Source organism: Cyanobacterium sp. Dongsha4 (assembly GCF_036345015.1).
Classification (GTDB): Bacteria; Cyanobacteriota; Cyanobacteriia; order Cyanobacteriales; family Cyanobacteriaceae; genus PCC-10605.
This window is the reverse complement of sequence record NZ_CP084098.1, coordinates 2,018,977-2,032,471: the sequence shown is the minus strand read 5'-3', so window position 1 is coordinate 2,032,471 and position 13,495 is coordinate 2,018,977. Positions and strand designations below refer to the sequence as shown.

At 34.0% G+C, this 13,495-nt stretch carries 13 protein-coding genes and 2 pseudogenes; 11 read left to right on the top strand and 4 right to left on the bottom strand.

Annotated elements, in window-relative coordinates; genetic code table 11:
- Nucleotides 1-6 precede the first annotated feature (6 nt).
- The gene (locus Dongsha4_RS08740; RefSeq protein ID WP_330205279.1) at nucleotides 7-633 is read left to right on the top strand and encodes an acetyltransferase; all 627 of its coding nucleotides are present in this window, start codon (nucleotides 7-9) and stop codon (nucleotides 631-633) included.
- On the opposite strand, the pseudogene Dongsha4_RS08735 reads toward Dongsha4_RS08740, so the two are convergent.
- Nucleotides 626-1,162: pseudogene (locus tag Dongsha4_RS08735) on the bottom strand (Uma2 family endonuclease). The gene Dongsha4_RS08740 and the pseudogene Dongsha4_RS08735 sit on opposite strands and share 8 nt — an antisense overlap.
- Before the next feature lie 223 nt (nucleotides 1,163-1,385).
- On the opposite strand from Dongsha4_RS08735, the gene Dongsha4_RS08730 reads away from it, so the two are divergent.
- The gene (locus tag Dongsha4_RS08730; RefSeq protein WP_330205278.1) at nucleotides 1,386-1,646 is read left to right on the top strand and encodes a type II toxin-antitoxin system RelB/DinJ family antitoxin; all 261 of its coding nucleotides are present in this window, start codon (nucleotides 1,386-1,388) and stop codon (nucleotides 1,644-1,646) included.
- Between the two features lie 2 nt (nucleotides 1,647-1,648).
- Nucleotides 1,649-1,921, top strand: a complete 273-nt coding sequence (locus Dongsha4_RS08725; RefSeq protein ID WP_330205277.1) for a type II toxin-antitoxin system YafQ family toxin — start codon at nucleotides 1,649-1,651, stop codon at nucleotides 1,919-1,921.
- 224 nt (nucleotides 1,922-2,145) lie between these two features.
- On the opposite strand, the gene Dongsha4_RS08720 is transcribed toward Dongsha4_RS08725, so the two are convergent.
- Nucleotides 2,146-2,580, bottom strand: a complete 435-nt coding sequence (locus Dongsha4_RS08720; protein WP_330205276.1) for a hypothetical protein — start codon at nucleotides 2,578-2,580, stop codon at nucleotides 2,146-2,148.
- A 78-nt stretch (nucleotides 2,581-2,658) separates the two neighbouring features.
- Between Dongsha4_RS08720 and Dongsha4_RS08715 the strand changes: the two genes are divergently transcribed.
- Together Dongsha4_RS08715 and Dongsha4_RS08710 are read left to right on the top strand one after the other, a co-directional pair.
- On the top strand, nucleotides 2,659-3,612 hold the full coding sequence (locus Dongsha4_RS08715; protein WP_330205275.1) for a GDP-mannose 4,6-dehydratase: 954 nt from the start codon (nucleotides 2,659-2,661) through the stop codon (nucleotides 3,610-3,612).
- A 30-nt stretch (nucleotides 3,613-3,642) separates the two neighbouring features.
- Entirely contained in the window at nucleotides 3,643-4,089 is a 447-nt protein-coding gene (locus Dongsha4_RS08710; protein WP_330205274.1) for a hypothetical protein, read from the top strand.
- On the opposite strand, the gene Dongsha4_RS08705 is transcribed toward Dongsha4_RS08710, so the two are convergent.
- On the bottom strand, nucleotides 4,053-5,228 hold the full coding sequence (locus Dongsha4_RS08705) for a hypothetical protein (protein WP_330205103.1): 1,176 nt from the start codon (nucleotides 5,226-5,228) through the stop codon (nucleotides 4,053-4,055). The two genes, Dongsha4_RS08710 and Dongsha4_RS08705, sit on opposite strands and share 37 nt — an antisense overlap.
- 84 nt (nucleotides 5,229-5,312) lie before the next feature.
- Here Dongsha4_RS08705 and Dongsha4_RS08700 point away from each other — a divergent pair, with 84 nt between their 5' ends.
- The 4 genes from Dongsha4_RS08700 to Dongsha4_RS08685 all read left to right on the top strand — a co-directional run bounded on the left by Dongsha4_RS08700 (nucleotide 5,313) and on the right by Dongsha4_RS08685 (nucleotide 10,507).
- Nucleotides 5,313-5,933, top strand: coding sequence for a nucleotidyltransferase domain-containing protein (locus Dongsha4_RS08700; protein WP_330205273.1), 621 nt, complete (start codon nucleotides 5,313-5,315; stop codon nucleotides 5,931-5,933).
- A 263-nt stretch (nucleotides 5,934-6,196) separates the two neighbouring features.
- A complete protein-coding gene (locus Dongsha4_RS08695; RefSeq protein ID WP_330205272.1) occupies nucleotides 6,197-8,446 on the top strand; it encodes an N-acetylneuraminate synthase family protein in 2,250 nt (749 codons plus the stop codon).
- 32 nt (nucleotides 8,447-8,478) lie between these two features.
- Nucleotides 8,479-9,138, top strand: a complete 660-nt coding sequence (locus Dongsha4_RS08690; protein ID WP_330205271.1) for a TylF/MycF/NovP-related O-methyltransferase — start codon at nucleotides 8,479-8,481, stop codon at nucleotides 9,136-9,138.
- 241 nt (nucleotides 9,139-9,379) lie between these two features.
- On the top strand, nucleotides 9,380-10,507 hold the full coding sequence (locus Dongsha4_RS08685) for an ISAs1 family transposase (protein WP_330205270.1): 1,128 nt from the start codon (nucleotides 9,380-9,382) through the stop codon (nucleotides 10,505-10,507).
- Between the two features lie 238 nt (nucleotides 10,508-10,745).
- Here Dongsha4_RS08685 and Dongsha4_RS08680 read toward each other — a convergent pair.
- Nucleotides 10,746-11,342: pseudogene (locus Dongsha4_RS08680) on the bottom strand (IS4 family transposase); the annotation flags it as partial.
- A gap of 438 nt (nucleotides 11,343-11,780) precedes the next feature.
- On the opposite strand from Dongsha4_RS08680, the gene Dongsha4_RS08675 reads away from it, so the two are divergent.
- Together Dongsha4_RS08675 and Dongsha4_RS08670 are read left to right on the top strand one after the other, a co-directional pair.
- On the top strand, nucleotides 11,781-12,503 hold the full coding sequence (locus Dongsha4_RS08675) for an acylneuraminate cytidylyltransferase family protein (protein ID WP_330205269.1): 723 nt from the start codon (nucleotides 11,781-11,783) through the stop codon (nucleotides 12,501-12,503).
- A 23-nt stretch (nucleotides 12,504-12,526) separates the two neighbouring features.
- A complete protein-coding gene (locus Dongsha4_RS08670) occupies nucleotides 12,527-13,489 on the top strand; it encodes a dihydrodipicolinate synthase family protein (RefSeq protein WP_330205268.1) in 963 nt (320 codons plus the stop codon).
- Nucleotides 13,490-13,495 lie beyond the last annotated feature (6 nt).

The following is a 13,495-nucleotide window of genomic DNA, read 5'->3' as shown; positions in this document are numbered from 1 at the left end:
TAAATTATGAATCTTCCCATAATTATTTTAGGTGGTGGTGGTCATGCTAAAGTTTTAATTAATATTCTCCTCTTACAAAAACGAGAAATTATTGGCATTGTTGATCCTAATTATCAAAATTACAGTCAAGATGTTTTAGGGGTTAATTTTATTGGGAATGATGAATCTGTTTTACAATATTCACCCTCTGAAATTAGATTAGTAAATGCGATCGGCTCTACTAAAAATACAGATTTAAGAAGCAAAATTTTGGCTCATTTTAAACAATTAAATTATTCTTTTTTAACCATTATTCATCCTTCTTCTATCATTGCTCAGGATGTGAAACTTGGCGAAGGCGCACAGATAATGGCAGGTGTAATTATTCAACCTAGTTGTACGATAGGAGTTAATACAATCATTAATACAAAAACCTCTATTGATCATGATTGTCAAATTGGAGATCATGTTCATATTGCGCCTGGAGTAACTATTTCGGGTGGAGTTTCCATCGGCGATCGCACCCATATTGGTACAGGAGCAACCATTATTCAAAATATTAAGATTGGGAAAAATAGTCTGGTGGGCGCTGGAGCTTTAGTTATCAAAGATGTAGAAGATAATTGTCAAGTATGGGGAGTACCAGCTAAATAGCCAACCAATTAAACATTTCCTCTACTGATAATTGTAAATCTTTAATCTCATCCAAAACAGGCAAGATTTCCTTTTCCACTTTTATCTCAGGAAATTGGTTAGGCTTTAATATCATTACTGATTCATCTTCAGGATCAATTAACCACCCTAATTGTGTTCCTTGATTCAAACAAAACATAATTTTTCTCATCACTTTATTAGCAGATTGTTCAGGGGATAAAATTTCAATCACCCAGTCGGGATGAGTTTCAAAACGATTAGCGATTCTTCCCCTTTCATCTTTAGGAATCCGTTGCCAACTAAAAACCGATATATCTGGTACGATCGATCACCCCCCAAAAGTACATCGTAAATCAGGTAAATCACAAGCAATTTTTGTTGCTAAAACGTTTTCATTTATGGCGGTAACTAAACGACCTTGTAAAACGCTATGGTGTCCTTGAGGCATGGGCTTCTGTTGTATTTTTCCATCAATATATTCGCTATAGGGTTTGGTTTCGGGGAGTTGTAAAAATTCTTCTAAACTCAAAGACGATTAAGTAATGGATTCGACGGTAATAACCATATTAAATTCAGCTACACTAAAACACTTATAACTGTACTTTAGCTCAAAAAAGTTCTTGACGGGTTTATCCCGAAGGGATCAGCTACGCAGTAAGCACCCGCTCTATTATCATCTGAGTAAAACTTTATAGTCACCAAGTGTAGCCAAAATGGGCTATGATAATGGATGAAAATTAAATGTTTAAGTTATGACTAAAACTGCAACTGTAAGAGCTAGAATTGAACCTGAATTGAAGATTAAAGTAGAACATATTTTTCAAAAGTTAGGATTGAGTACGACAGAGGCAATCAATCTTTTTTATAAGCAAGTTGAACTACAGCAAGGATTACCTTTTGAAGTCAAAATTCCCAATCAGATAACTCAAAAAACACTAGAAAAAACGGATCAGGGGGAGGAATTGATCCACTGTGACAATTTAGAGAATATGTTTGAGCAACTGGGGATATAATAGTGAAACCTTCTTATACTAAGCGTTTTGAAAAAGATATAAAGACGATGAAAAAAAGAGGGAAAAATATCGATAAACTCAAACAAATAATCTCAAAATTAGTTAATCGAGAAATTCTGGAAGCCAAACATAAGGATCATAAACTAATCGGAAATTATGCTGATCGTAGAGAATGTCATAGCTCACCGGATTGGTTATTGATTTATAAACTAATTCCTCAAGATGATCTAATTGTTTTTGAAAGGACAGGCACTCATTCAGATTTATTTAGTTAACTTACCAAACATAAATCGCATCTCTCTATTACTGAGATCTTGCACCTGATTAAAAATAGGTCAGTTTTTAGGTTTCGGGTTTCAGGTTTTAGGTTAAGAAAAAGAACTTAAATTTAAGCTATTCCACCAAAACCATCTTAATTTTTGCTTTAAATATTAAATATAATCAAAAATCATCAAACCTGACACCTGCTACCTGCTACCTGTCACCTTTTACCTAGTTACTATGTATTAGTGCAAGATGTGAGTATTACCCAAACATCGATCGCATCTCCCCATTCCCAAAACATCGATTGCACCTTCCCATTCCTAAACAGCGATCGCACCTTCCTATTCCCAAAACCCGATCGCACCTCCCCATTACCAAACAGCGATCGCACCTCCCCATTCCCCAAAACTCGATCGCACCTCCCCATTCTCAAACCCGATCGCACCTCCCCATTCCCCAAAACTCGATCGCATCTCCCCATTACCCAAACAGCGATCTCATCTCCCCATTCCCAAACAGCGATCGCATCTCCCCATTCCAAAACCCGATCGCACCTACTCATTCCAAAACACGATCGCACCTCCCCATTCCCAAAAGCCGATCGCACCTCCCCATTCCCAAAAGCCGATCGCACCTCCCCATTCCTAAACTCGATCGAACCCAGTAACAAAACTTAACCAAAAGCTCGATCGCCCCTTCACTAATATAGGGTAACTTAAAAGATAGTTAATTGTTACTCAAGAAACTAATGAACACCGCCTTAATTTGTGGCATATCAGGACAAGACGGAGCTTATTTAGCTAAACTACTATTAGAAAAAGGTTACAACGTCTGGGGAACTTCCAGAGATGCTCAAATATCCCACTTTCGGAACTTGGAGTATTTAGGCATTAAAGACAAAGTTAATTTAACCTCCATGACTTTAACGGATTTCCGTAGTGTCTTGCAAGTGATAGCCCAAGTTAAACCCGATGAAATCTACAATTTAGCAGGACAAAGTTCTGTGGGTTTATCCTTTGAAATGCCCGTTGAAACCCTCGAAAGTATCACCATTGGCACGTTAAATCTTTTAGAAGTAATCCGTTTTCTCAATCAACCCATCAAAATCTATAATGCTAGTTCTAGTGAGTGTTTCGGTGATACAGGGGATATTCCTGCCGATGAAAATACTCCTTTTCGCCCTCGAAGTCCTTATGCGGTAGCCAAATCCGCAGCTTTTTGGCAAGTAGCTAATTACAGAGAAGCCTATAATTTATTTGCTTGTTCTGGTATTCTATTTAACCATGAATCCCCCCTCAGACCGAATCGATTTGTCACCCAAAAAATCATTGCCAGTGTCTGTCGTATTGCTCAAGGAAGTCAAGAAATTTTAAGGTTAGGTAATATTAATATTTATCGAGATTGGGGATGGGCGGAAGAATATGTGGAAGCAATGTATTTAATGTTACAGCAAGATCAACCTGATGATTATGTCATTGCTACGGGAGAAAGTTATTCCTTAGAAGATTTTGTTCGTTTTGCCTTTGAATACTTCCATTTAGATTGGCAAAAATACGTTCAAACGGATTCTAGTTTATTTCGTCCTACTGATTTGGCATTCGGACGATCGAACCCTCAAAAGGCATGGGATAAGTTAAGATGGGAAGCGAAAAATACAACTCCAGATGTGGTGAAATTGATGATTTCTGCTAAGATTCACTAACTATATTACTTATTTACAAAACTTAACTTAATGACAAAAAAAGCAGATTTAGGTAGTAAAAGATTAATCAGTTTAGCACCCAATAATTGGGTACGCTGGATTACGCAAGATCAAACTATTGAAGTACAGGAATTTCTCTCTTCAGAATTTCAGTGGATCGGTAGAGATAATGATGTACTATTAAAAGTTAATAATCCTGACAATGGGGAATTTTTGATTTTGAATGAACTGCAATTAAAATATAAAAAAGAAATGCCTTTGAGAATGAGGGCTTACACTGCCTTAGCAGAGGAAAAATATAATTTGCCAGTTTATCCCGTATTAATCAATATTCTTCCTAATTCTCAAAATGAAAACATCCCTAATTGTTATCAATCAGAGTTTAAGGGCATTAGAAGCTATCAGAATTATCAACTGATAATTCCAAAAACCCTGAAAAGCTATGCCATAGCTGAAACCCCTAGAAAATCGTGCTGAAAATGCTCTTTGATTACATCAGGTAGCTTAGTTGTTGATTCTATTTTTCTCATTATTTGCGTCAATGATAAACGACCTAAACTAGGCATAAACTGCATTGATAACAGTATTAAATACATTATTACTTTAATTAATAATCCTATATAAATTCCCTGTTTCCTTAATTTCATCTCCGCAATTTTTAGTACCGATTTTAACATTTTCCAAAACTGTTCAATAATATTGTGTGCAGACCATATCCGCCATATTTCTACTCCTCTCAACGATATACTACTTAAATCCATCAATAAATAACAACTACTATTACTTTTTTGAAAAAATAACCAATTTAACTCCCCAAAAGTCGGATTTGATAATTTTTTTCTCACACAAGGCACATCTATTCCCCATTGATTTTCTTGATAATCCACTCTTTTTTTCCATTCACTTCCTTTTCCTTTAAAATCTTCTCCTTCAAATACATAACTACTTTTCCCAGCCATAATAATTTTGGTGAATCCTAGTTCATCTAATTGTTCTTTTAATTGTTGTGATACATACCAAGAATCGAGAGTAATAGGATATTTACTAATATTGATATTTTCTTTGAGACATTCTTCTTTAATTTCCTTTAACATCGCAATTAAAATACTTGGTTTATCCGTATTTTTTCTTCCCTGTTTGGAGCAATATTTTAATCCAATGGGTATTGCTTTTCCATTGATTGTTAATATGATTCCTAATATATTTTGTCCATTTACCACTTTTTTCCAACGTCCACTATACCAAGTAAATGTACAGCGTAACCTCTTTCCTACTCTGTCAATAACACTATCATCTACAGCAAATGTTATCTTTGCCCTTGACTGTGTAGAATTACTCTTTTTTTCAATAATTTGTAACTGTTCTACTGCCACATTGACCATCAATAATTTTAAAACTTTTTGGAGCTTGTATAATGTCCATGAAGAAATTTCTGCATATATTTTTTGATGATTAACTCCTAAGAAATCTGCCAATTGTTTAGGATTAAAACAGCCATAGGCATGACTGATTGCTAAAATCATAATAGCTTCAAATGCTTCAATTTTATGAGAGCGAAATAATCTATTAAATCTGACAAAGAAAATCTGAATTATGCTAGATAGATGAAATTTCATGATTTAGGAAAAATATTTTGGGCATTTTCATTTAAGCATACGGTTTGATTCTTAACACTTTCAGCTTTTCAGCCATTTTCAGAATTGTCAGTTTTAATCACAGAATTTAGTGCAAAAAAAGTAATTTTATTTGGCTCTTTAGCAGGGCAAACTCCTTGGCATGATTTTTCTGATATTGATTTAGCTGTGGAAGGATTACCCGAAGGGAGTTTTTTTCGTGCTTACTCCTTATGTCGTGATTTATTACCAAAAGGAATAGATTTAGATTTAGTACCCTTAGAAACCGCTTATCCTGAAATTAAAACGAGAATTTTACAGGGAAAAATTATGAATACTAATTCTCTTGATGCTTTGAAGTCCTTAATTGATGATGAATTACTCTCTTTACAAAGACTTGTAGAAGAAACCCGAAAAGATTTATCTTCTTTAAAAGAACCACCAACGCAGTTAGAAATGAATGGTTTAGCTTCTTATCTTCATCAATATTACACTAGCATTGAAGGGATTTTTCGCAGAATAGCTATCAACATTGATAATTCTTTGCCCACAGGAGAGCGATCGCACTTAGATTTATTAACCCAAATGTCTTCAGACATTCCTAATGTGAGAAAAGCAGTAATTAATCCCCAACAGTATCAAGTCTTGAAGGAATATTTAGGATTTAGACATTTTTTCCGTCATGCCTACGGTTATCAATTAAGATGAGCAGAAATTAGAATAAAATTAATGATCATGCCTGAAAATTTTGCGGAATTAAAAATCAATGTTGAAGAACTTTTGACCAGTCTAATAAAAACTAAGAAACAGAATGAGTCAAATTGAACATAATCTTTTTTTATACTTGCCAATATAGGTTTATTCAAACGGATTCTATAAAAACCTCCACTATTATTAACTTTAAATAAAGTAACTTAAATAATAATAGAGTTTGACTTCAAAAATGACCAAATAAAATAAAATCTCATCTTATGTATATAGAAAAAGAACTATCTCAATATATTATTTACCAAGAGGAGAGTATTCTAAATGCTTTACAAAAAATCGAAGTTCATAAAGGTAGAATAATATTTGTGCTAGACGAAAATCACCGATTGCAAGGATTGCTAACAAACGGGGATATATTGAGATGGTTGATGAATCAAACGAATGTTAATTTAGAACAACCTGTAAAACAGGTAATAAATAGAAAATTTCTGTATGCCACAGTAGGAGATGAACCAGAAAAAATCAAACTGCTATTAGACAAAGTTCTTTATATTCCTCTTATTGATAAGAATAAAAGATTAGTTGCCGTTGCCCGTCATCGCCATGATGGAGAGGGTATGCGTATTGACAATTTCCATATTCATGAAAAATCTTCTACCTTTATTATCGCTGAGATCGGGATTAATCACAATGGCAATTTTGGACTAGCTAAACAATTAGTTGATTCCGCTATTGCATCTGGTGCGAACTGTGCCAAGTTCCAAATGCGAAATATAGCTAGTTTATATCAAAATGCGGGTAACGCCAATGATGCCAAGGAAAACCTAGGTTCTCAATATACTCTTGATCTACTTTCTAGGTTTCAACTTACAGATCAGCAAATGTTGGAAATCTTTGATTATTGTCAAGAAAAAGGTATTTTGCCACTTTGTACTCCTTGGGATCTAAAAAGTTTAGAAATACTAGAAAAATACGGAATGAAGGCTTATAAAGTAGCTTCAGCCGATTTAACAAACCATCAACTTCTATCAGAAATAGCCAAAACAGGAAAACCGTTGATTTGTTCTACAGGAATGTCCACAGAACAAGAGATAAAAGAATCAGTCAAATTACTACAAGATTTAGGTACTCAGTATATTTTGCTACATTGTAATTCTACCTACCCTGCCCCTTTCAAAGACATTAATCTTAACTACTTAGATCATCTCAAACAAATTGGACAATGTTTGGTGGGATATTCTGGTCATGAAAGGGGGTTTTTCGTCCCCATTGCCGCCGTAGCTAAAGGAGCAAAAGTTATCGAAAAACATATCACTCTTGACCGCAATATGGAAGGGAATGACCATAAAGTTAGTTTATTACCAAGCGAATTTAAGACCATGATAGAAGCTATTCAACAAATAGAAGAAGCTCTTGGAAACAGTAGTGAAAGAAGAATTAGTCAAGGGGAGATGATGAATAGAGTAACTCTTGCAAAAAGTCTTGTTATTAACTGTTCTTTAAAACAAGGAGAAATAATCAAACCAGAAATGATCGAAATTAAAAGCCCCGGTAGAGGTTTACAACCTAATCGTCGTCAAGATTTAATCGGTCAAATTGCTAAAAGAAATTTTCAAGCAGGAGATTATTTTTATCCCAGTGATTTAGTAGAACAAGCAATAAAACCTCGTCAATATAAATTCAAACGTCCTTGGGGTTTACCTGTGCGTTATCATGATTATCAAAAAATATTAGATAAATCCAACCCTGATTTTCTTGAGTTTCACTTAAGTTATAAAGATTTGGAAGAACCAATTGATAAGTATTTTAAGCAAAAGCTAAACTTACAATTGATTGTACACAGCCCTGAGCTGTTTTTTGGAGATCATACTCTTGATTTATGTTCTTTAGATGAAAATTATCGCCAACGATCCATTTTTGAGTTACAACGAGTTATAGACATCACTAATGAACTGAAATTATTTTTCAGTCATTCATCAAAACCTTTGATCGTTACTAATGTGGGTGGTTTTACTCTTGATTCCCATTTACCCTCATTTGAGTTGGATAAACTACAAGATAAATTATTAGATAGTCTGTCAAAGGTTGATACTAATGGAGTAGAAATAATACCTCAAACAATGCCCCCTTTTCCTTGGCACTTTGGGGGACAAAGGCATCATAATATATTTGTAGATGCTCAGCAAATCAGTGAATTTTGCCAAAAGTTTCACTATAGAATTTGTTTAGATATTTCTCATTCTAAATTAGCTTGTAATACCAAGAAATGGTCATTTAAAGAATTTATCAAACAAGTTGCCCCTTATACTGCTCACATTCATATTGCTGATGCACAAGATGAAGATGGAGAAGGTTTACAAATAGGACAAGGAGATATAGACTTCTCAGCTTTAGCCTCTGATTTGGAGGAATTTGCCCCCCATGCTTCCTTTATCCCTGAAATATGGCAAGGGCATGAAAATGAAGGAGAAGGTTTTTGGACTGCCCTAGAAAAATTAGAGGGGCTTTTATAAATCAAAATACTACTTTTCAATAGTAAAACAATATGATTGAATTGCCAGATTTTTCTAAAAGTTTTGAATATGAAAATAATTTTTATTTGTCCTGTAATATTAACAGAATAAGTAAAATAATTGCCCATTGGGAATTATATAAAATGGTTTCTGATTTACCCGGTGCGATCGTCGAATGTGGAGTTTTTAAAGGTTCATCGCTAACTCGTTTTGCAGCATTCCGAGATTTAACAGGTAATTCCTACTCAAAAAAAATCATTGCTTTTGATACCTTTGATCAATTTCCTGAAACTGATTTTGCTGATGATCAATTGATTAGAGAAAAATTTATTAATTCAGCAGGTAGTGATAGTATATCCAAACAACAACTGCAACAAGTACTTCAGCATAAAAAAACCGATCAATTTATTGAATTAGTAGAAGGGGATATTACACAAACAGTTCCTGAATATGTCAAAAATCATCCTGAATTAAAAATATCATTGTTAAATTTAGATACAGACATTTATGAACCAGCAAAAGTTATTTTAGAATGTCTTTATCCAAAATTAGTTCAAGGAGGAATTTTGATTATTGATGACTATGGAGTATTTCCAGGAGAAACAAAAGCCGTAGATGAGTTTTTTGCAAATGAAGATGTGGAAATAAAGAAATTTCCTTTCTGTATGACTCCTTGTTACATCATTAAATAGGTAAATATAAATTTATTTTTATGAATAAAAAGCTAATAATTCATGTTGGTTATCCCAAGACTGGTACAACATATCTGCAATCTTTAATTTTTCCATCAAGTCAGAGAATAGAATATTTAGGAACATTCTACAGCACAGAAGGCAAAAAACTTCCACAAAATCAGCAACACCCCAGGGCAAACGCATACTAAAAATTTATGAGAAAGTAATATAGTAAAGATTATAGAGGGAATTAATAGCCGTGATTTCTGAGAAATCATACCTGTGGAAACATTTTGAAAATATTGAAGACCCACGAACCAGTTACTTAATTGAACATAAATTAGTTGACATTGTAGCATTAACAATTCTGGCAGTAATTTGTGGTGCCGACTCTTGGGTAGAAATTGAAGAATATGGTAAAAGTAAACAATCTTGGCTCGAAAGGTTTCTTGAACTGCCCAATGGTATTCCTTCTCATGATACTATCGCTCGTTTATTTGCTCGTCTATGTCCAAAGCAATTGCAATCAGCTTTCCTAGATTGGATTAATCACGTTGCTCAAATAACGCAAGGAGAAATAATAGCCATTGATGGTAAAACATTACGGAGTTCTTATGATTGGAGTCAAAATAAAAGTGCCATTCACATGGTAAGTGCTTGGGCTAGTAATAATAACTTGGTTTTGGGGCAGTTAAAAGTGGAAGATAAATCCAATGAAATTACGGCAATTCCCAAGTTATTGGCAGTTTTAGAACTTAATGGTTGTATTGTGACCATTGATGCCATGGGGTGTCAAAAGAATATAGCCAAAAATATTATAGAGAAAGGTGGAGACTATATTCTGAGCCTCAAAGGTAATCAAGGTAATTTATTTGAGGATGTCAAACAATTATTTGATTGGACATTAAAAAATAACTATCAAGAAATTATCAAAGAAAAATATGAAACGATAGAAAAGAATCATGGTCGAATAGAAAAACGCCGTTATTGGCTAATAAATTCGGGTACAGATTTTATAGACAGGGAAAAATGGGTGGGATTAAAAACGATCGGAATAGTAGAATCAGAGAGAAAACTATTAGGACAAAAAGCCACATTGGAAAGAAGGTACTACTTAACCAGTTTAGACCAAGGAGTAGAAAAGTTCGCCCAAGGAATCAGGAGTCATTGGGGAATAGAGAATAAATTACATTGGTGCTTAGATGTAGAGTTTAGAGAGGATGAGAGTCGAATCAGAAAAGGTCAGGGTAGTGAAAACATGGCAGTTATTAGACATATTGCTTTAAATTTGTTGAATAAGGAAAAGAGTTGCTCTCGAGGTAAAAAGGCAAAACGACTTAAGGCTGGATGGGATAACGATTATTTACTTAAGATTTTGTCTGCTTGAGTATGCGTTTGCCCTGAGCAACACCCGTTACTTAATGAAAATTTCCTTTTTACACTTCAATTTGCTTCGTCTTGCAATTTAGATGAACTTGAAGAAAAATTAAGATTAAGTATGGAAGAATATAGCTTTGCACTATTTTCTTCAGAAATATTATTAAGACCATATTGCTTAGTGCTTAGAGAGAAATGTAGAACGTTTAGCCAAAATCACAAGATGCTTTCAACAAATAACTATATTACTAAGTACAGGACAAAAAATGAAGAGAGTCAAGAAATTGATCATATCTTAAGTCTAAATTCAAGATAATAGCTCGTAAATAATCCAGTCCATAACGAAAAATACTTTGAGCTTTTCGACCATGATTGTTGACTTTCAAGGGAACTTTTTGATGTAACCATTCTCCCATTAAAATCGCCCAACACATTGCTAAACTCATTAGGGCAAATAATTTACTTAATCGTTCTTGTTGATTAAAATGAGTGGACTCCAAGTTAAAACCTTTCGTTTTAAATATTCCGAATAAGGTTTCAATTCCCCATCGATGAGCATAATCACTGATGGCATGAGAATTTTTCTGATTGCTAATGATAATCAGTAACTCACCATCATCCAAAAGTAAGGCACTGACACAGACTTTTCTTCCCCAAACCCAACATTTTGCTCTAAGAGTGATCTGCTCTCCTTTTTGAAGATGAGCAAAAACTATCTTGGCACTGAGGGTTTTTCGACCATCACTGATTTTATGATTAGCTTTGATTCTGAGACGAAATGGTATTTGCGGTTCTATCATCAGATAAGTGAGCCATTGTTTCCCGATAAATTCTCTATCTGCGCACTCTAATTAGTGCCATCAAGAATAATGCCAGAAAATTGAGTCTTGCACCATGCCATGGTAAGTGTTGTTTCAAAGTATCCCGAAGTAAGTTAACCTGATTCATAGGAGGATTTGTGTGATTTTTTGTTAACTTCTATCAAACCTCCTACCTTCCCACATTGCAACCCCTTTCTTTATTTTTTGTCCTGTACTGAGGTATCAAACATTAACGGGCAATTGATGAGTGATTTTAATTATTTACAAAACAATAATTGTTACATTAATGTTGCGAAACAAAAAATCAAACAAACTAAAGAACATCAAAAGATTTTGAATGAAATATTAGGCTACTATTCCTATAGCAATAAAAAACTATCATCACACTATGATCTTAATCTGAAAGAATATAACTACTTTTAGTGAATATTAGTGATTAAAGTTATTAAAAAAAATTAGTATATGATTAATAAAAAACAAATTAAATCTCTAGCAATCATTCCCGCCCGTGGAGGTTCAAAAAGGCTACCGAAAAAAAATATTCAGTTACTCAACAACAAACCTCTTGTGAGTTATACGATCGAGGCCGCTATAAAAAGTAATTGTTTTGACGAGATATTACTTTCATCTGATGATTCCGAGATTTTAGCCCTAGCTGATGATTATAATGAAATTAGTCCTCATAAAAGACCAGAGCGGCTTTCAGGAGACAAAATAAAAGTTTTAGAGTTGGTATGTGAAATAGCAGAAAACCAAGAATATCAACAAAAATATGATGTGATTGCTTTACTTTTACCAACCGCACCCTTTCGTCAAGCAAGGGATATTCAAGCAGGATTTGAGAATTTAACCTCAGAAATTGATTCGGTAGTAAGTATTACACCTTATGAATTTCCACCACAATTAAGTGTCACATTAGAAGAAGATAACTTTATTAAACCAGTATTTGAACCTTGTCCATTAATGACAGGAAATACACGCTCTCAAGATCAAACTCCAATTTATCGCCCCAATGGTGGATTTTATATATCTTGGTGGAAATCATTTTTAGTCAATCGTAACTATTGGAGAGGAAAAGTTAAAGGTCATGTAATGTCAAGAATTGCATCCATAGACATAGATACACAAGATGATTTAGATTATGCTCAATTTTTGTTGGATAATGGGAAAATTAACATTAAATAGAAAATTATCAAAAGATAGAAATAATGAATAATATAGAGAAACTTCGTCATCGTATCAAAGGTCCAGTATTTTCTATTATTACCCCTTTTCTACCTAAAAATGATGAAATTGATTATGAAGCATTGAAAAAATATATTAATTATATCCATCAAGGTGGGGCAAGAATATTTTATGTCATGGGGTACAACAGTCGTTTTAGTGAATTGTCTTGGGATGAAATCAAACAACTCAATCAATTTGTTACCGACAATGTTAAAGAATTAGACTCTAACAATATCGTGATTGTAGCCGATCCTTTGCACTGTTCCACTAAAGTTAGTATTGAATTTGCACAACACGCCCAAAGTATTGGTGCTGATATAATTTCCATTATTTGCCGAGAAAAATACTATTTTGACGATCAAATTTATAATCATTACAATTCCATTGCAGATAAAATTGATATAGGCATTTTGGTGCATGAAATGCCTTTTCTCAATGGTTTGGGAGGTTCTCCGATTAATTATCCATTGTCTTTACTTGATCGTCTAGCTGATATTCCTAATATTATTGCAGTCAAAGAAGATGCTAAAGATGATGACTATTCTCGTCAAGTAATAGATACGATCAAAGATAGAGTTGCCATCGTCATTTCAGGGGGTGGCAAAAGACAATGGCTACGTTTTGCAGAAAAAGGGTGTCAGGCTTGGTTAAATGGGATTGGTGTGTTTGAACCTCGTTTCGCCACTAATTTTTGGAGATGTTATCAACAAGGAAGAAAAGATAAATGCCAAGAAATTATTGATAAGATAGAGATTCCCTTTTTTGAACATGGTGTACAACGTTTTGGTTGGCATCTTACCATCAAAGCAACCTTAGAACATTTAGGCTTAATGTCTCGTTATGAAAGACTACCATTACAGGCACTACCAGAAAAAGAATATTTACAAGTCGCTGAGTTGATAGATAGTTTACCGATTCAAGAAGTAATAGAAAATACCAATTAAATTAAA